Origin of the sequence: Streptomyces sp. NPDC058678, from assembly GCF_042714835.1 — a bacterium.
Taxonomy (GTDB): Bacteria; Actinomycetota; Actinomycetes; order Streptomycetales; family Streptomycetaceae; genus Streptomyces.
In genome coordinates this window covers 205,081-223,492 of sequence record NZ_JBHXSG010000004.1, presented here as the reverse complement: position 1 = coordinate 223,492, position 18,412 = coordinate 205,081, and the positions used below count along the sequence as shown (strand labels likewise).

Below are 18,412 nucleotides of genomic sequence, written 5' to 3'. Positions count from 1 at the left end.
GCATCCACACGCACCCAGGCCCCGCTTCCGCCGGACAGGCCCTAGCCGTCGACCTCGTACTGGCCGACCTCAAGGAAGTAGCGCAGCGCTTCCGGGGTGTTGTCGTCCAGGGCCGCGTTCGCCGCCGCGCGCAGGGCGTCGCTGATATCGGGGTCGGCCAGTATCCGCGCGATGGCGACGCGGTCGTCCTCGGCCTGAGCGAGACGGAGGCCGGTTTCGAGGAATTCGCGCACGACCTCGGGACTGCCGTCGTCGAGGGCCTTGTTGGCCTCACGGATGACGGCCCTGCCGCTGTCGGGGTCGGCGAGGAGCCTGGCGATGGCGACGCGGTCGTCCTCGGCCTGCGCGAGCCGGTAACCGGTCTCGAGCCAGGCGCGCATCTCCTCCACGGTCCCGTCGTCGAGGAGCTCGTTGGCCTCACGGGTAACACGCTTGCCGCTGTCGGGGTCGGCCAGGATGCGGGCGATCGCGACGCGCAGGTCGTCCGCGTCCATCTCGTCGTAGGGAGAGCCCGTGACCGACGCCGCGGCGGCGATGGACGGCGGCGTGGCGGCGGCTAAGGACGGAGTGGAGAGCAGCAGGGCCGGGGCGAGGGCACCGGCGGCCACGGCGAGGGTCGCGCGGGTCAGTCTCACGGAGAGAACCACCTTGAGTCGTAGTCACGTGCTACAGCGGGGGCATCGTCCCAAGGGGAATCGGGCCGGGTCACTGCCCGGATCATGCAGTCTTCACAGGTCCCTCATTGCCGACGGCCTGCCAACTGGCGAGGCGTCTACAACGGGCTGCGGATCGTGGGCCCTCGACGGCGCCCGGGAACGGGTCGAAGGTCCACCTCGCGGTCGACGGTCGTCGCCGCCGTCCGGGCTTCGTCCTGACTACCGGACAAGCCGGTGCCGCACCGGCCTTCGACAGCGTCATGGCCCACCTGCGGGTGCCCCGACGGCGCGGACGTGGCCTCACCGCCGATCAGCAGTGCGCGGCATCGTCAGCCGCCTCGAGCAGACACGAACCCGCCTAGGGGGCCACGGCGGTGCCGAGGGAGTCGGCTCCCATGGGCTTCGGGGTGCCCTTCTCGTAGAAGACATCGATGTCCGTGATCGTGAAGCCCGCGTTCGTGACCATGGTGGCGGCGGGCCGGGTGAGGTGGCAGCCGCCGAAGAGCCTCTTGTTGAGCGGCTCGAGGCGTCGTTGCCATCCACGCACGTTCTCGTCCTGTTCCGGAGCCAGTCCGTGTTCGAGGAAGTGCAGGGCCCCTCCGGGTTTGAGGACGCGTCGAACTTCGCGGAGGGCGGCATCGGCGTCGGGGATGGTGCACAGCGTCCACGTGGACAACGCGGAGTCGAAACTGTCGTCCTCGAACGGCAGGGACTGACCATCCAGGCCTGCGCGCCGCACGGGGACGCTTGCCGCCTTCACGCGTTCGGCGGCGAGTTTCCATCCGAGAGCAGAAGGTTCGACCGCGGTCACGCCGGTGACGGACGCCGGGTAGAAGGGGACGTTGTGGCCCGTGCCGAATCCGATCTCGACCACTTCGCCCTTCAGGCCTTCACAGACACGGCCTCGCAACGGTTTCGATGTCTCTCCCCCGCAGGCGACATTGATGATCCGCGGCAGCATTTGCTCGGCATAGAACCCCATCGCGGCCTCCGTCTCATTTTCAGCATGGCACGGCAGCGGTCCGGACGCATGCTCCTCACCCGGTGGGAGTCGCGCCGGCCGCGGAGGGCCCGGTCGGCGCGGCCGGGGTGACTTGTGCGCGGGGTCCGCGGTCAACCCCCGACATGGATGCCGGGACGGCGATCAGGGTCGGGTTCATTGCTGCGGATGATTTCGCGGGTGACCGGAGCGGTGTCGCCGCGGCCGAGCAGGAAGTAGCGGAACATGTGCACCAAGGGGCTGCCTTCGGCCCACGAGAAGTAGCAGTGCGGCTGAACACCCGTGGCGTTGCGCAGGGCGAGCAGGATCGCGGCGATGGCGTTCGGTGCGGCCGGTGCCTCGGCGCGCAGGATCCGGTAGCCGTCGACCTCGACGCCGCGTACGGCGAGGGTCTCGCTGAAGTCGGACGGGTCGACCACGTCGATCTCCACGAACAGCACGTCGGCCGGGCCGGGCACCGGATTCGTGCCGCGCTGCTCACGCTCCTTGGCCGAGTACTCGTCGCCGTCTCCGGCCTGGCGGCGGTTGGCGATGATGTTGATGGCGTTGTCGTGGGCAAGGGTGTCGGTGATGAACCGGCGGGCGGCCGGGTCGAAGACGATGCGGTCGGCGCGCAGTTCGGTGGTGCGTGAGACCCGGGATATCAGCGACACGGCGATGATGCCGAGGATGAACATGCCGGAGATGGTGATCCCGTCGGGCTTGTCGACGATGTTGGCGACCAGGGCGTAGAACAGGACCGCGGTGAGCAACGCGAAGCCGGTGGCGGTCGCGCGTCGGCGGCGGCGTATCACGGAGACGGTGACGGCGAAGGCGCCGGAGACCATCATGGCCAGGATGCCGGTGGCGTAGGCGCCGGCCTGAGCGTCGACGTCGGCGTCGAACGCGATGGTGATGAGGACGCAGAGGGCGGTGTAGACCATCACCACCGGGCGTACCGCGCGTCCCCACTCCGGGGCCATGCCGTAGTCGGGCAGGTACCGCGGGACGATGTTGACCAGCCCCGCCATCGCGGATGCGCCCGCGAACCAGAGGATCAAGATGGTGCTGATGTCGTAGGCGGTGCCGAACACCTCACCGAGGTTCTCGTGGGCCAGCCAGGCCAGTGCCCGGCCGTTGGCCCCGCCACCGGGCTCGAACTCCTTGTGAGGGATGAGGACGGTGGTCACGAAACTCGCGGACAGCAGGTAGACGCTCATGATGAGGGCGGCGGTGGTCAGCAGCCTGCGGGTGTTGCGGATACGCGAGCGCAGCCGCTGCTCGGCATCCGCGCCGTCCGCGGCCACCAGCGGCATCATGCTCACCCCGGTCTCGAAACCGGACAACCCCAGCACCAGCAGCGGAAACGCCACAAGTGCCGGTTCCAACAGATCGCCAAAGCCGCCTCCGCCCGCGGTGAGTGCGTCCGTCCACGCCGACCACGCCCCCGGAGTGGTGAACACATCCGCCAGTCCCACGGCGACGACCACCGCGTTGAGCACGAGGAAGACCGCGACCAGCGGGATGGCCACACTGACCGCTTCGCTGAAGCCCAGCAGGAACACCCCGCCGAGCACCAGCAACAACGCCACAGTGATGGCGACCTCATGACCGTGCAGGGCATGGGGCAGGTAGGGGTTTTCCATCATGTGGACGGAGGCGTCCGCCGACGACAGGGTGATCGTGATGATCCACGAGGTGGCCACGAAACCGAGCAGGACCAGCACGAACAGCTTGCCCCACCAGAACGGCAGCAGATCTTCGAGCATCGCCACCGACCCGGCTCCGTGCGGGCTCTCCCGGGCCACCCGCCGATACATCGGCAGCATCCCCACCAGGGTCAGCGCCACGATCAGCAGGGTCGCCAACGGCGACACCGCTCCGGCCGCGAGTGCCGCGATCGCCGGCACGTAGGCCAGACTGGAGAAGTAGTCCACGCCGGTCAGGCACATCACCTTCCACCAGGCGTGCGGCTCGGTATGCCCCTCACCGGCCGCCGGTCCGACCGGCTGCACCCGGTGGCGCAGCAACCACTGAGCCAGGCTGCCGGTCGGCTGCGCCCGGACAGCGGGACTCTCCACCACTTCCGGCACGGCGAGTTCGTTCGCGTCCTTCATGTCCCCCATCAGCCTTCCCGCCAGCCCAGCGCGCGGTCACAGCAGTCACCGCACTCACGGCACCGCACCGGTCACCGAGTATGCGACCTGGCGGTAGTCGCGACCGCACCGGGGGGCGGCACTCCGCCGCCCGCGCGCGTCGGCATGCCGAGCGCAGGTCACGGCACACGCCCGGGGTCGGCAGAGCGGGAGGGACAGTGGTGAACGCCCTTGTCGTGACGCGCTTCTCCCACGGCGGACCCGACGCGAGCCTCGGCATCGGTCTGTCGTCCGTCAGGCCGAGGTCCCGTGCCCCTTGCCCGGCTCAGACGACCGGCTCGCCGATGCCCAGCAGGTTGCCCTCGCTGTCCCGGAACCAGGCGGCTCGTTCCCCCCGTGCTCCCTTGCTCGGGTAGTTCCCGTCGATCTCGGCGATCCCGTTGCTCGTTCTGAATCCAGGCAGGTCGACCTCTTCGAACACCACACCACGCTGCTTGAGTTCCGCGACGACCGTCTCGAGGTCGTCGACCTCCCACCCCATCTGGGTGAAGGTGCCGGGCGAGGCCCCCGTCGACTTGAACAGGGCGAAGTCAGTGCCTCCGCACCGGTAGAGCAGCCCGCCGGGCCGTTCGTCGACGGGTTCCAGACCGAGTCGCTCGGCGTAGAAACGCCGCGCCCGGTCAAGATCCTGGGCCGGGAGCCTGGTCGCCACGCGTCCCCGGGCCAGGATGTTCCTCTCGTCTGTGTTCATGCCTGCACTGTGCCGTGAGCCGCGGCCGAGCGGACGGACCTCGGGCGCGTGCCGCGGTGTGGGCGGAGTCAACACGCCTGTGTGCCGCACTCATTGACATGTTCTCGCCCCAGCGCGACATTGAGAGCGCTCTCACATAGGTACGGACCAAGCTCCGTTTCCCGCTCCATCCCCCACTCGCACGGAGGTCGAGAGTGCAACCCACGCCCAAGCACCCCTTCGCGGCCCTGGCCGCGGTAGCCGCCCTGTTGGGCGCGCTGCTCGCCTTCGCGGCTCCCTCACCCGCGCAGGCGGTGCCCGAAACGATCCCCCTGAAGATCACCAACAACTCCGGCCGCAGCGGGCCGGTCTACGTCTACAACCTCGGCACCCTGCTCACGACCGGCCGGCAGGGCTGGGCCGACGCGGCCGGGACATTCCATCCCTGGCCCGCCGGCGGTACCCCACCCACCCCGGCACCGGACGCATCCATCCCCGGGCCGGCCGCAGGACAGTCGGCGACCATCCGGATACCCAAGTTCTCCGGCCGGATCTACTTCTCCTACGGGCAGAAGCTGGTCTTCCAGCTGACCACCGGCGGCCTGGTGCAGCCCGCCGTGCAGAATCCGAGCGACCCGAACCGGAACATCCTGTTCAACTGGTCGGAGTACACGCTCAACGATGCCGGGCTGTGGCTCAACAGCACCCAGGTGGACATGTTCGCCGCGCCCTACGCCGTCGGCGTGCAACGCGCCGACGGCAGCACCACCAGCACCGGGCGCCTCAAGCCGGGCGGATACAACGCGGTCCTCAACGCCCTGCGCGGGCGGTCGGGTGGATGGGGGAACCTCGTCCAGACGCGGTCCGACGGCACGGTGCTGCGAGCGCTCTCCCCCGGCCACGGGCTGCAGAGCGGGGCCCTGCCCGCTTCTGTGATGGACGACTACGTCAACCGCGTCTGGCAGAAGTACACGACGACGACACTGACGGTCACCCCGTTCGCCGACCAGCCGAACACCACGTACTACGGCCGGGTCTCGGGCAACGTCATGAACTTCACGAACAGTTCCGGCGCGGTCGTCACCAGCTTCCAGAAGCCGGACGCGGACAGCATCTTCGGCTGCCACAAGCTCCTCGACGCGCCCAACGACGCCGTACGCGGGCCGATCTCGCGCACTCTGTGCGCAGGCTTCAACCGCTCCACACTGCTGGTCAACCCCCGTCAGCCGGACGCCTCGGCGGCCGACTTCTACCAGGACACGGTGACCAACCACTACGCCCGGAGCATCCACGCGCAGATGACCGACCAGAAGGCGTACGCCTTCGCCTTCGACGACGTCGGCCACCACGAGTCCCTCGTGCACGACGGCAATCCTCGCCAGGCCTACCTCACCCTGGATCCCTTCAGCTGACCCGGTGTCCCGCACGCGGTCACGGCCGCGTGCGGGCACATGGGCGGTGCGCCTCACATGCGGTGCTCAGTCCGCTGCGCGGGTGACCTGGCTTGGCGTGCGGCGACGACCATGACGACGACGGAGGTCAGGACGATACCGGCGCCGACGAAGAGCGGTGCCCTGTAACCGAGGCCCGCGGTGATGGCCAGGCCCCCGAGCCAGGCGCCGAGGGCGTTGCCGATGTTGGATGCGGACACATTGGCGCTGGCGGCCAGCGCCGCCCCGTGGGCGTAGTCGGTGACGCGGGTGATCATGCCGGGCACGCCGGCGAACCCGAACACCCCCATCAGGAACACCAGTACCACCGACGCGGTGGCGTTGCCGGCCAGCAGACCGAACACGGCCAGGGTGACGGTGAGTCCGATCAGGGCGAGGACCAGGGCGCGGTCGCGGTCACGGTCGGCGGCTCGTCCGCCGACCAGGTTCCCGACGACCAGTCCGACGCCGTAGACCATCAGCAACCAGGCGACGTCCCCCGGGGAGAAGCCGCCGACCTCGGTGAAGGTGTAGGCGATGTAGCTGAAGGCACCGAACATCCCGCCGTAGCTGAGCGCGGTGGCCGTCAGGGTCAGCCAGACCTGCCAGGAGCGGAACGCTCGAAGCTGGTCCCGCAGGCCGCTGAGCGGTGCCGGGTCCGAGTGACCCGGCGTCGTCGGCGACCGCACCTCTCCCGCCCGGCCGGGGAGGAAGGCGACGATTCCCGCCAGTGCGAGCACGCCGATCGTGGTGACCGCCCAGAAGGCCGCTCTCCACCCCCAGCGCTCACCGACCAGCGCACCGAACGGCACACCCAGCACGTTCGCGACCGTCAGCCCGGCGAACATGACCGCCACCGCGCGGGACTTCTTCTCCGGCACGACCAGACTGCGAGCGACGAGCGAACCGATGCCGAAGAACGAACCGTGACACAACGCGGCGACGATCCGCCCGAGCAGCATCACCGGATAGCTCGGCGCGAGGGCGGACAACAGGTTGCCGATGACGAACAAGGCCACCAGGCCGACCAGGACCGTCTTGCGGGGCAGCCGCGCCGTCGCAGCGGTCAGTGCGATCGCGCCGATCGCGACACTCAGGGCGTACCCGGAGATCAGCCAGCCGGCGGCCGCCTCGGACACCGCGAAACTCGACGCCACCTGCGGCAGCAGCCCGGCGATCAGGAACTCGGTCAGACCGATGCCGAAGCCGCCGAGTGCCAGCGCGACAAGTCCACTCGGCATCCGCCGCTCTCCGATCGACCGCCCGACGAGTCGCGGGGTACGGGACCCTCCCGCCGCGGCCTGTGGATCGTCCGGATCCCGAACCGCCCGCATGCGCCCCGACGTTGGACCGCGCGGCACCGAGGCACCGAGGCACCGAGGCACCGAGGCACCGAGGCACCACTATGCCATCACGGGTTCGGAGTCCGTACGGGTGTCCGTCGCCTTGTGCAACCGTTCTCGCCACCGGCGGCCGGGGCGCTTGCGGGCGCCTCGTCGCCCGCCGACGCACGCCGTGACCTGTGCCTTCCTCGGGCTCCCGCAGCTAAATCGGTGTTCACCGGCGCTCCCCGCACGTGACAATCAGGCATCAGCAAGGGGAGGAACACATGAGCCAGGCCCACCTGACTCTTCATGAGCTGCTGCCGCCGCAGGAGTTGGCTGCAGCGCTCGACGCGGGACACGTCACGCGCAAGGCGCACCCGGAACTGCCGCTGTCCATCTACACGTACACGAGGACATGCCAGTACGAGCGGGTGTGGAACCGGGTGACCACGCGCTGCCGCGGCCTCGTGGCCGACGACAGCACCGGTGAGATCGTCGCGCTTCCGCTGCCGAAGTTCTTCAACGTCGGTGAGCACGAGGCCGGCCAGCCCTACGCGCCCGCCCTCCCTGACGAACCGTTCGAGGTGTACGACAAGGTCGACGGCAGTCTGGCAGTGGTCTTCCACTACGCGGGCCGGTGGCGGGTCGCGTCCAAGGGTTCGTTCATCAGCACCCAGGCCACGTGGGCGCAGCGTCTGCTCGACGGGAAGGACACCTCCGACCTCGTTCCCGGGGTGACCTACCTTGCCGAGATCCTGTACCCGCAGAACCGGATCGTCGTGGACTACGGCGACCGTCGTGATCTGGTACTGCTGACCGCGTTCGCCAAGGACGGCACGGAAGTCACCCTGGCGGAGGCCGCGGCCGGCTGGCGGGGCATCGGCTCGGTGGTCACCGTGTGGCCCGCCATGCCGCTCGCCGAGCTGCTGGCCATGGCCGAGGCCAACCGGCTGCCCGGTGGCGGGGCGGCCACGGGCACCGACGCGGAGGGTTTCGTGCTGCGCTTCGCCTCGGGCGTGCGGGCCAAGGCCAAGCTCGCCGAGTACGTCCGGCTCCACAAGGTGCTCACCGGTGTGACCGAACGGGACATCTGGCGCGGTCACGGCATCCAGCGGTTCGCGGACCTGCCCGCCAAGCAGGTGGCCCAGGCGCTCGGCTGCTCGGCCGAGGACATCGACGCGTCCGGTGGCAGGCCCCTGGACGCGCTGCTGGAGCAGGTGCCCGACGAGTTCGACACCTGGGTGCGTGGTGTCATCGCGGGGATCGAGAAGCAGGTGGACGACCGCGAGCGTGCGATAGACGAGGCGTTCCGGTCCCTTGCCCCTCTCGTCGGTGACCGGGGAGCTTTCGCCCGCGCCGCGAGTGCGCTGCCCGACGCGGCCCTGCGCCCCGCCATGTTCCTGCGGCTGGACGGGCGCCCGACCGAGCTCGTCACCTACCGGTCCGCCCGGCCGGAGGCGTCCGACCCGTTCAAGACCGACGAGGAGAACTGACCGTGCCCGTTGTACACGTCATGACGGGGCTCCCCGCCTCGGGGAAGACGACCGCCGCGCGCAGGCTGCAGGCGGAGTCCGAGGGCCGGATGCGCCGCGTCAACCTCGACGATCTGCGGGCGATGCTCGACATCCCCGCACCCGAGCGCGGGCAGTCGTACGCGCACGAGCAGACGGTGCTGGCGATCCAGGACGCGGCGGTGCGGGCGGCCGTCGACGGCGGTTTCGATGTCGTGGTGGACAACACACACATGACCCCGCACATCCCGAAGCGGCTGAAGGCCGCGGTGGCGGGGCAGGCCACCTTCGTCGTGCACGACTTCACCGACGTGCCGGTGGAGGAGTGCGTACGGCGCGACGCCGAGCGGGACAGGTCAGTCGGCGAGGAGATCATCCGGATCCTCGCCGACAAGCACACGAAGGCCCGCAGGAGCGGCTGGCGGCTCACCGCGGAGTGGCTGAACGACGAGCCCTCCGTCGAGCCGTACACCGCCGACCCGGCGCTGCCCTCGGCGGTCATGTGCGACATCGACGGCACACTCGCCCTCAGGGGCGACCGGGGTGCCTACGACTTCACGCGCTGCGAGGAAGACCTGCTCAACGTGTCGGTGCGCGGGGCGCTGCACTCCTTCCGGAGCGCCGACGGCGATGTCGTCGTCCTGCTCTCCGGCCGCGGTGAGGAGCACCGCGAGCGAACGGAGGCGTGGCTGCGTGCGCACGAGGTCCCGTACGACGAGCTGTGGATGCGCGCCGCCGGCGACGGCCGCCGCGACGACGTGGTGAAGGCCGAACTCTTCGACCGGCATGTGCGTCACCGCTTCGCGGTGCGGGTCTCCCTGGACGACCGGGACCGCGTCGTCGCCGTGTGGCGCCGTATGGGCCTGCCGACCTGGCAGGTCAACTACGGCAGCTTCTAGCCGGCGGCGGCCTGCCGGTGCGCCCGGACGATCAGGCCCGTGTGCCGTCGTGAGGCGGCGATGGCCCGGCGTGCGGTGCACGGGCCGACCGGACCGGCGGGCAGAGAAGCGCCCGCTGGTAAAATGGGGGCACGCTTCGACATCGCCGGGGCCCGTACCAAGGGGTACGGGCCCCGGCGTGTTCCGGGCGCAGGATCAGAAAGGTTCCCCATGAACGCGAAGCCGTCGGCCTCTGGGCTCCCCCGTGTCGGCAAACCCCGGCAGGCGACAGCGCCGCAGGGCGAACTGTCGATGCCGCAGGCGGTGTCCCCGGGCCTGCCGCCGGCCGCGTCCTTCGACGCGCTCGGGCTGCCCCCGGAGCTGATGAAGACGATGACCGGCCTCGGGGTGACCGAGCCTTTCCCGATCCAGGCGGCGACCCTGCCCAACGCGCTGGCCGGCCGCGATGTCCTCGGCCGCGCACGGACCGGCTCCGGCAAGACACTGGCGTTCGGGCTCGCGCTGCTCGTCCGGACGGCAGGCCTGCGAGCGGAGTCGAAGCGGCCGCTCGCGCTGGTCCTGGTACCGACCCGGGAACTCGCACAGCAGGTGAGCGACGCGCTGGAGCCGTACGCGAAGGTGCTGAACGTACGACTGGCGACGGTGGTCGGCGGGCTGTCGATCAACCGGCAGTCGGCGCAGCTGAAGACCGGCGCCGAGGTGGTCATCGCGACGCCCGGGCGGCTGGCCGACCTGGTCTCGCGCCGGGACTGCCTCCTGAACCACGTGCGGATCACGGTGCTGGACGAGGCGGACCAGATGTGCGACCTGGGATTCCTGCCGCAGGTGTCGGACATCATGGACCAGCTCCCCTCCGGCGGGCAGCGGCTGCTGTTCTCGGCCACCCTCGACCGCAACGTCGACCAGCTGGTGCGCGACCACCTGAACGACCCGGTGCTCGCGTCGGTCGACCGGCTCGCGAGCTCGGTCACCACGATGGAACACCACGTGCTGAACATCCACGCCGCCGACAAGTACGCGACCGCGACGGAAATCGCCGCGCGGGACGGCCGGGTGCTGATGTTCCTGGACACCAAGGCCGGCGTGGACCAGTTCACCCGCCACCTGCGGGCCAGCGGCGTACGGGCGTCCGCCCTGCACAGCGGGAAGTCGCAGCCGCAGCGCATGCACACGCTCGGCCAGTTCAAGGACGGTGAGATCACCGTCCTGGTGGCCACCAACGTCGCGGCACGGGGCATTCACATCGACGCGCTCGACCTCGTCGTCAACGTCGACCCGCCGGCCGACGCCAAGGACTACCTGCACCGTGGCGGGCGCACGGCACGCGCCGGGGAGTCCGGGAGCGTGGTCACCCTGGTCACCCCCAACCAGCGGCGCGATGTGAACCGGATGATGTCCGAGGCCGGGATCCGGCCGACGGTCACACAAGTGCGCTCCGGCGAGGAGAAACTGACCGCCATCACCGGGGCGAAGCGCCCTCCGGCCGGCCCCAAGACCTCCGGCGGAAACGCCCCCTTCCGCGGCCTCGGCACCCGCCCCGCGAAGGAGTCCCGCAAAGCCTCCGAGGCCCGCAAGACCGCGGAGGCCCGCGCGGCGGCCCGGGTACGCAAGGGCCGCTGACGCCGGACGGACCCGCACCCGGCCGTCAGTGGACACCGTTTCGGGGGTGCTGCAGGGTGCCGTGAGTAGCCGTGTTCATGCGGCCCTCGCCCGTCTGCGGCACCGGAACGCGCCGTCGAAGGGACCGGAGAGCCGGACCGGGCAACCGGGTCGGGACCGGCTCACCCTCGGCCCTCGGCGCCGGATCCGAGGTCGCCGGGCCCGTGCGTTCAGGGACCTCACACCTCGGCGGCTGCCCGCTGACCTGACCCCTCCGCAGGTCCAGCCGGGGCAGTGCCGGAGGCCGTTCCCGACGCCGTTCCCGACGCCGTGCTCGTGCCGCCGGTGAGGCTGCGGACGAGCCGGGATGCCTGCTCCGCATCCGTGAACCAGTCGCTTCCAGGCTGCTTCCATATGCGATCAACGGCTTCACGAGCGACCGTGGGAGAGGAAGCCGCATGCGGACCTGCGCGCGGTGTGCGTGCGGTCCGCCCGCGTATTCTCCGGCCGCCCAGGCTCGGCCTCTTCCCGGGTCGGTGGTGACCATGGGCCCGTCCCGCCGCGACATCAGCCGGGAGGGCCTCGGTGTCGGGTGTGGAAAGGGTGATCGCCATGTGCCGATGGCTCGTCTACTCGGGGACTCCCCAACTCCTCGAAACCATCCTGTACAAACCCGAGCACTCACTCATCGACCAGAGCCTGCACTCCCGCATGGGCGTGGAGACGACCAACGGAGACGGCTTCGGCATCGGCTGGTACGCGCAGGACTCGGACCTCAGCAGCCCAGCCGTCGTCCGCGAGACCGGACCGGCGTGGAACAACCGCAATCTCCGGGAGATCGCCGGGCACGTCACGTCTCCCCTCTTCTTCGCCCACATCCGCGCGTCGACGGGCACGGCCGTCCAGCAGACCAACAGCCACCCCTTCCGGCACGGCCGCTGGATGTGGATGCACAACGGAGCCATTGCCGACTTCCACCTCGTGCGCAGGGAACTCAGCCTGGCCGTGGACCCTACGCTGTTCGCCGACATCGAGGGGTCCACGGATTCCGAGGTGATGTTCTTCCTGGCGCTCACCTTCGGACTCGAGGACGACCCTCCAGGCGCGGTCGCCCGGATGGCCGGGCTGGTCGAGCGCACGGGTCACGCCCACGGCATCGCCGCCCCGCTTCAGATGACCATCGCGACCACCGACGGCGAGAGTGTCTGGGCGTTCCGATACGCCAGCGAGGGCCACGCCCGTTCGCTGTACTACAGCAGCCGCGTCGACTCGCTGCGGGCACTGCACCCCGACATGTCGTTCCTCAAGAACCTGTCCGAGGAAACGCGCCTCGTCGTGTCCGAGCCCTTGGGCCATCTGCCAGGAGCGTGGAACGAAGTGCCGGAACACAGTTACGGCGTGGTGCGAGCAGGTGCCGACGAGCTGCGCGCCTTCGCGCCGGCCTAGGTGTTCTGTCCGGGCAGCTCGCCTTTGCGGTGATGGCGACTGCGCCGAGTACGAGAGGGTCACCGCCGGCCACCCCCGACCGAGCCGTGCCGACGGCATCGTCGGTTCCAGAGCTGTCCTCACCAAGCCCGCCGCGGCGACAACGCCGGACGTCGACGGTCCCGATGGACCGCCCGGTCGGACCGATCAGCCGAGGACGAGCGGGAGTTGCTTGGCCAACTCACCCAGTTCGGCCTTCTCCGCTTCGGCCGGGGCACGCCGTCCCGTGCCGATCAGCAGGGCGTCCGTGTCGGAGAACGACGAGGGAAACGCCGCACCGCCGATCTTCTCCAGCAACTCGCGCGAACGGGTGAGCCCTTCGGCGGGCGGTGCCGCCGCGTCCGGGAGGTGGGCGATTCAGGTCGAGGTGGTGCAGCGTCCATTCCAGGACGTACGCGCCGAGGTAGTCGCCCGCCGTGAGCACCTCGTCGCGGGTGCCCACCCGGATCGTGGGATCCGCGAGTTCGGCGGCGCGACCGGCTGCCGAACCGACGTCGTCCAAGTGGAACTTGAGCAGCCACGGCTCTTCGTACGCGGCGGCCAGACGGACGACCAGCGCGTCGAGCGGGTCGTCGCCGGTCGGGGCTTCGACGATGTCCCAGTAGGTCGCCGCGTCCCGGGTCGGTTCCGTTTCTACGGGGGTGACGAGGGTGATCAGGACGTCCTGGGCGTCGATGATCAGGTGGCACACCAGATCCCGCACGAGCCAACCGGTGCAGCCGGACGGCCGCGCGAAGTCCTGGTCGTGGAGTTCGGCGACCGCTGAGCGCAACGCCGTCCAGGAGCGCGAGAAGAGATCCACGGCCGCAAACCAGCAGCGCCCGCCCCTCGCTGCGACCGATTTCGCCCGCTCCCGACCGGCGCACCCTGACGGTCGTACCAGGTCAGAGCCGCAACAACTGCCGGAACCGCGGCCCCGTTGCGGATGCTCAGCACGTACCCGGCTGCCGAGCACTCGATCAATTCGATGGCACGCGTCGAACGGTGTCGGCCACTCTGACTCCGTGGAAGAACCCAGGCACCGGATCCGCGCCCTCTACACGGCCTCCACGGTCACCGTGTATCAGGCGTACGCACCGGAGATCGGCCTGCCCGCGGCCCGGGACGACCACTTTCCGGCAGCGTGGCAGCGGGACCGAATGACGTGGATCAAGCCGTCGTTCCTCTGGATGATGTATCGCTGCGGGTGGGGCACCAAGGAAGGTCAGGAGACCGTCCTTGCCGTCGAGATCACCCGTGAGGGCTTCGAGTGGGCGCTGGAGAACGCCTGCCTGACGCACTACGAGCACGGACTGCACCCCGACCGCGCCACCTGGAAGCGTCAGTTGAAGCGGGCACCGGCCCGAGTGCAGTGGGACCCCGAGCGTGACCTGCGCCTGCGGCCTCTTGGCCATCGTTCGCTGCAACTCGGGCTCACGGGCGAGGCGGCACACCGCTATGCGGACGAGTGGACGGTCTCCATCACCGACGTGACCTCACTCGCGCACACCATCCACGCCAGGGTTCGGGACGAGGACCTGGAGGCTGCCCGGCGGCTCCTCCCGCCGGAACGCCCCTATCCGGGGAACCGACGGGAGGTGATCACCCCTTGAGACGCGGTCCGACATACGGCAAGAGGGCGGGTTACTCGCCGACGGCACCGTCGACGGCTTCGCGGAGGAGGTCCGCGTGGCCGACGTGGCGGGCGTACTCCTCGATCACGTGCTCGAGGACGAACCGCACGTCGGTGTCACCGAACTCCGGGCTCGAGACCAGGCGTGCAGGGTCGCCGGTCACCCGTGCGAACACCTTCCGTGACTCCTCGCACGCCTTCAGGTAGTCCTCGTAGACGTCCCTGGCCGGCGTGGGGTCCGACTCGTCGTACCACTCGTCACCGGCAGCGGTGACGTAGGTCCGACAGGGGAAGAACCGAGGGGTCGTACCCGCAAGTGTCCGCTGGAACCAGGCACGCTCGACCCCCTGCAGGTGGCGCATGAGGCCCAGGAGGGTCAACTCGGACGATTCCAGAGGCCGTTGCCGCAGTTGTGCCTCCGAGAGGCCCTCGCACTTCCACAGGAAGGTCGCACGGTGGTGGTCGAGATTCGAGGCGATCACCTCCAGCCAGGGGCCGGATACCGCGCGCTCGGGCCGAACGATTTTCTGGACCACGATGTCGCCCACGCTGGAGTCTCCCCACTCGTCAACGGACTTGGTCCCGAGGAGACTCCCCTCCGCACCGAAACTCATCGCCCGGTGCAGGCAACCGGAACGGGCGCGACCGGCTCTTGCAGTCATCACGAGGTACTCACCATGCAGGCATGGTTCTGGATCAGCGCTCGGATCAGAAACCGACGTCGGCGGGACGGTACGTCGGCGGTCGGCGCACTCGGCCGGCCTGCTCGTAGGCGTAGGCCGGCCGGAGAAGGGGCGGCACAGGGCCACATCAAAAGAGCGGCAAAGGACGGGCGGGCGGAGTCCCTTGCCGCGCCTGACGGGGTACCCGGCGCCGCCTGACACAGAAGAGCCTTGCCGACAGGCGTCCGACGTAAGGGAGAGCCGATGACCCCGCCCCGGAATCGTGCACCAGAGGGCCACAACGGGAACGGGAGGCGGAAGGGTCACACCGGTGGCAGGGAACCGGGCGGACGCGCGCTGCTCGCCGACCCGCTGGGCAACAAGGGCAACGCCTTCACCCAGGAGGAGCGGGAGCGGCACGGCCTGGTCGGGATGCTGCCACCCGCGGTGCTGTCCCTGGAGCTCCAGGCGCGCCGTGCCTGGGAGCAACTACGGTCGCAGCCGGACGACCTGGCGAAGAACGTGTACCTGGAGCAGCTCCACGACCGCAACGAGGTCCTCTACTTCCGACTGCTCTCCGACCACCTCACCGAGCTCCTGCCGATCGTGTACGACCCGACCGTGGGCGAGGCGATCAAGCGGTACAGCCACGAATACCGGCGGCCGCGCGGGGTGTACCTGTCCGTCGACCGCCCCCAGGACGTACGCCCCGCGTTCGAGGCGCTCGGCCTGGACCCCGACGACGTCGACCTGGTGGTGGCGACCGATGCGGAGCAACTCCTCGGCATCGGCGACTGGGGCGTGGGCGGCATGCAGATCTCCGTCGGCAAACTGGCGGTCTACACCGCCGCCGCGGGCATCCACCCGGGGAGGGCCGTTCCCGTGATGCTCGACGTCGGCACCGGGAACCAGGCGCTGCTCAACGACCCGCTGTACATCGGCAACCGGCACAGCAGGGTGCGCGGCGAGGCGTACGACTCGTTCGTCGCCGCCTTCGTGGAGGCGGTGGGCGAGTTGTTCCCGCACGCGCTGCTGCACTGGGAGGACTTCGGCCCCGGCAACGGCCGCCGCATCCTCCAGCAGTACGGCGAGAAGACCTGCACGTTCAACGACGACATGCAGGGCACCGGCGCGATCACGCTGGCCTGCGTCATGAACGCGGTGCGGGTCACCGGCACGCCCATGCGGGACCAGCGGGTCGTGGTCTTCGGCGCCGGGACGGCGGGCGTGGGCATCGCCGACCAGTTGCGGGACGCGATGGTCCGCGACGGGCTGGACCGGAAGGAGGCCACCCGGCGAATCTGGTGCGTGGACCGCCAGGGCCTGCTGCGGCGGTCCACGGAAGGGCTGCGTGACTACCAGGAACCCTACGCGCGACCCGACGACGAGTGGCCCGACGACCGGCCGGCCGACCTGCCGAGCGTGGTGGACCAGGTGCGGCCGACCGTGCTGGTGGGAACCTCGACCCAGCACGGTGCCTTCACCGAGGAGGTCGTGCGTTCCATGGCCCGCCACGTGGACCGGCCGGTCGTCCTGCCGCTGTCCAACCCCACGGAGAAGATCGAGGCCATGCCGTCGGACGTGCTGCGGTGGACCGGCGGCAAGGCCCTGGTCGCCGTCGGCATCCCGGTGCCTCCGGTGGAGCTGGACGGCACCACCCACGTCATCGGCCAGGCCAACAACGCCCTGCTCTATCCGGGGTTGGGGCTGGGAGCGGTGGTGGCCCGCGCCGAGCGGATCACCGACGGCATGCTCCAGGCAGCGGCGGAGGCCGTCGCGGACCTCGCCGACCTGTCGGATCCCGGCGCCGCCCTGCTGCCGGAGGTCGAGAACCTGCGCACCTCGTCGGCCGTGGTCGCTGCGGCCGTCGTCCGCCGCGCCGAAGCGGACGGCGTCGCCCGGGCCCGCCTCGACGACGTGATCCAGCAGATCCAGGACGCCATGTGGCAGCCGGAGTACGACTGACAGCACGAGGGCCATCACCAGGACAGTGTCGAACGGCGTTCGGGCCGGCCCCTGCTCTTCTCCGGACGTGCCGTCCCTCGGCCGAGTCGCTCAGGCAGGGCTCAGAGTGCCCGTGGTGAATCGGGTCCACGGCCAAGCGACCTCACAGACGGCCGGGGCCGTCGCGTGTCGGCGCTTGACCGCCGATCACGAGAACAACGTGTTCAGGTCGGGCTTCTTGTCGCCGAAGAGGCCGTCCTTCTCCCCCAGTGAGGCCAGCTTCTCCAGGGAGGGCATGTCGACCTCCGCCGGCCAACTGGGCAGCGTGAGGTTCTTCAGGACGTCGCCGCTGATCTTGGTGTAGGTGGTGAGGACCTGGCGTGCCTCGTCCGGGTGGTCGGTGGCGTACTGCAGTGACTCGGCCATGGCCGCGGTGAACTTCTTGACGAGGTCGGGATTCTGCTGCGTGAGCTTGGTCGAGGTGAAGTACGTCGCCACGGTGAGCTTCGGGTCCGTCTCGGCGAACGGCGAGGCCACGACGCGCGCACCCTGCGACTTGGCGATCGTCGACGCGGGCTCACCCATCCAGGCGGCGTCCACCCGTCCGTCGTCCAGTGCGGCCGGCATCTGGTCGAACGGTATCTCCACGAACTTGACCTTCGACGGGTCACCGCCCGCTTCCCGGACCGAGTGGCGGACCGTGGTGTCCCCGATGTTCTGCAGGGTGTTCACCGCCACCGTGTGCCCGGCAAGGTCCTTGGCCGACTTGATCGAGCTGTCCTTCCGGACCGCCACACCGGTGACATCGGCGCCGACCTTGCCGTTCGAGGCCGCGCCGTTGGCCACTGACTTGACCGGCACCCCCTTGACCTGGGCGATCATCAGTGACGTCGTGTTGCTGAAGCCGAACTGGAACTGACCGCTCACCACACCGGGGATGATCGCCGCGCCACCCTGGGCACTCACCATCTCCAGCTTGATGCCCCGGCTGCTGAAGAACCCCTTCTGCTCGCCGAGATAGAGCGGAGCCACGTCGACGATCGGGATGATGCCGACCTTGACCTTGGTCGTCCCGCCCGAGGACGACGAACCGCTCGCCCCCGAGTCCGACGACCCGCATCCGGCCGTGCCGACGGCCGTGATCATCACTACGGCAAGCCCGAGAATGCGCCTTTGCATGGGCCCCTCCTGACAGAAGCAACTGGGAACCGGTGTCGTAGACACCTGAGGTTGTGCAGCTTCTTGACTGCCGCAATGTACATATCCATCTTCGCGCTGTCAGCACTCCGGACAGAAGAGGCGCCGACAGTCTCGACTCCCGCAACACGGCGCCCGGGAAAGGGAGTTCCTCCACGGACCCGCGGGGGGGACCGGTGGGCTTCATCAACGCCCTGGCCGCGCCGAGGTCGGTGAACACGCCGTTCGGTCCACACTGTCCCCGCCGCGAAGCGCACCCCCGCACACCAGCCCCACGGGGCTGAGGA

The 18,412-nt window shown here is 69.6% G+C and carries 14 protein-coding genes and 1 pseudogene; 7 read left to right on the top strand and 8 right to left on the bottom strand.

Annotated features, from left to right (window positions below):
* Window positions 1–41: 41 nt before the first annotated feature.
* The 4 genes from ACFWWR_RS06710 to ACFWWR_RS06695 all read right to left on the bottom strand — a co-directional run bounded on the left by ACFWWR_RS06710 (window position 42) and on the right by ACFWWR_RS06695 (window position 4,482).
* On the bottom strand, window positions 42–635 hold the full coding sequence (locus ACFWWR_RS06710) for an ALF repeat-containing protein (protein ID WP_383865442.1): 594 nt from the start codon (window positions 633–635) through the stop codon (window positions 42–44).
* Between the two features lie 379 nt (window positions 636–1,014).
* Window positions 1,015–1,530 (bottom strand): class I SAM-dependent methyltransferase, encoded by a 516-nt coding sequence (locus tag ACFWWR_RS06705; protein ID WP_384302286.1) that lies wholly within the window; start codon window positions 1,528–1,530, stop codon window positions 1,015–1,017.
* A 239-nt stretch (window positions 1,531–1,769) separates the two neighbouring features.
* Window positions 1,770–3,752 carry an amino acid transporter gene (locus ACFWWR_RS06700; RefSeq protein WP_384302316.1) on the bottom strand — a complete coding sequence of 661 codons (1,983 nt, stop codon included), beginning with the start codon at window positions 3,750–3,752 and terminating at the stop codon, window positions 1,770–1,772.
* Between the two features lie 304 nt (window positions 3,753–4,056).
* The gene (locus tag ACFWWR_RS06695; protein ID WP_383865438.1) at window positions 4,057–4,482 is read right to left on the bottom strand and encodes a VOC family protein; all 426 of its coding nucleotides are present in this window, start codon (window positions 4,480–4,482) and stop codon (window positions 4,057–4,059) included.
* Window positions 4,483–4,676: 194 nt separating this feature from the next.
* On the opposite strand from ACFWWR_RS06695, the gene ACFWWR_RS06690 reads away from it, so the two are divergent.
* Window positions 4,677–5,873, top strand: a complete 1,197-nt coding sequence (locus ACFWWR_RS06690) for a glycoside hydrolase family 64 protein (protein ID WP_383865436.1) — start codon at window positions 4,677–4,679, stop codon at window positions 5,871–5,873.
* 53 nt (window positions 5,874–5,926) lie between these two features.
* Here the strand turns inward: ACFWWR_RS06690 and ACFWWR_RS06685 are convergent, their stop codons facing one another.
* Window positions 5,927–7,132 carry an MFS transporter gene (locus ACFWWR_RS06685; RefSeq protein WP_384302283.1) on the bottom strand — a complete coding sequence of 402 codons (1,206 nt, stop codon included), beginning with the start codon at window positions 7,130–7,132 and terminating at the stop codon, window positions 5,927–5,929.
* A gap of 368 nt (window positions 7,133–7,500) precedes the next feature.
* Between ACFWWR_RS06685 and ACFWWR_RS06680 the strand changes: the two genes are divergently transcribed.
* The 4 genes from ACFWWR_RS06680 (at window position 7,501) to ACFWWR_RS06665 (ending at window position 12,671) form a co-directional block, all read left to right on the top strand.
* Window positions 7,501–8,709, top strand: coding sequence for a T4 RnlA family RNA ligase (locus ACFWWR_RS06680; protein WP_383865432.1), 1,209 nt, complete (start codon window positions 7,501–7,503; stop codon window positions 8,707–8,709).
* Between the two features lie 2 nt (window positions 8,710–8,711).
* Window positions 8,712–9,626 carry an AAA family ATPase gene (locus tag ACFWWR_RS06675; protein ID WP_383865430.1) on the top strand — a complete coding sequence of 305 codons (915 nt, stop codon included), beginning with the start codon at window positions 8,712–8,714 and terminating at the stop codon, window positions 9,624–9,626.
* Window positions 9,627–9,836: 210 nt separating this feature from the next.
* The gene (locus ACFWWR_RS06670) at window positions 9,837–11,246 is read left to right on the top strand and encodes a DEAD/DEAH box helicase (RefSeq protein WP_383865428.1); all 1,410 of its coding nucleotides are present in this window, start codon (window positions 9,837–9,839) and stop codon (window positions 11,244–11,246) included.
* Window positions 11,247–11,837: 591 nt separating this feature from the next.
* Window positions 11,838–12,671, top strand: coding sequence for a class II glutamine amidotransferase (locus ACFWWR_RS06665; RefSeq protein ID WP_384302281.1), 834 nt, complete (start codon window positions 11,838–11,840; stop codon window positions 12,669–12,671).
* Window positions 12,672–12,857: 186 nt separating this feature from the next.
* Here ACFWWR_RS06665 and ACFWWR_RS06660 read toward each other — a convergent pair.
* Window positions 12,858–13,512 (bottom strand): annotated as a pseudogene (locus tag ACFWWR_RS06660) (maleylpyruvate isomerase N-terminal domain-containing protein).
* 202 nt (window positions 13,513–13,714) lie between these two features.
* On the opposite strand from ACFWWR_RS06660, the gene ACFWWR_RS06655 reads away from it, so the two are divergent.
* On the top strand, window positions 13,715–14,302 hold the full coding sequence (locus tag ACFWWR_RS06655) for a DUF4291 domain-containing protein (protein WP_384302279.1): 588 nt from the start codon (window positions 13,715–13,717) through the stop codon (window positions 14,300–14,302).
* A gap of 31 nt (window positions 14,303–14,333) precedes the next feature.
* On the opposite strand, the gene ACFWWR_RS06650 is transcribed toward ACFWWR_RS06655, so the two are convergent.
* The gene (locus ACFWWR_RS06650; protein ID WP_384302277.1) at window positions 14,334–14,870 is read right to left on the bottom strand and encodes a DinB family protein; all 537 of its coding nucleotides are present in this window, start codon (window positions 14,868–14,870) and stop codon (window positions 14,334–14,336) included.
* Window positions 14,871–15,248: 378 nt separating this feature from the next.
* On the opposite strand from ACFWWR_RS06650, the gene ACFWWR_RS06645 reads away from it, so the two are divergent.
* A complete protein-coding gene (locus ACFWWR_RS06645; protein WP_384302275.1) occupies window positions 15,249–16,949 on the top strand; it encodes an NAD-dependent malic enzyme in 1,701 nt (566 codons plus the stop codon).
* 186 nt (window positions 16,950–17,135) lie between these two features.
* Here the strand turns inward: ACFWWR_RS06645 and ACFWWR_RS06640 are convergent, their stop codons facing one another.
* On the bottom strand, window positions 17,136–18,107 hold the full coding sequence (locus ACFWWR_RS06640) for an ABC transporter substrate-binding protein (protein WP_383865416.1): 972 nt from the start codon (window positions 18,105–18,107) through the stop codon (window positions 17,136–17,138).
* Between the last annotated feature and the right edge of the window lie 305 nt (window positions 18,108–18,412).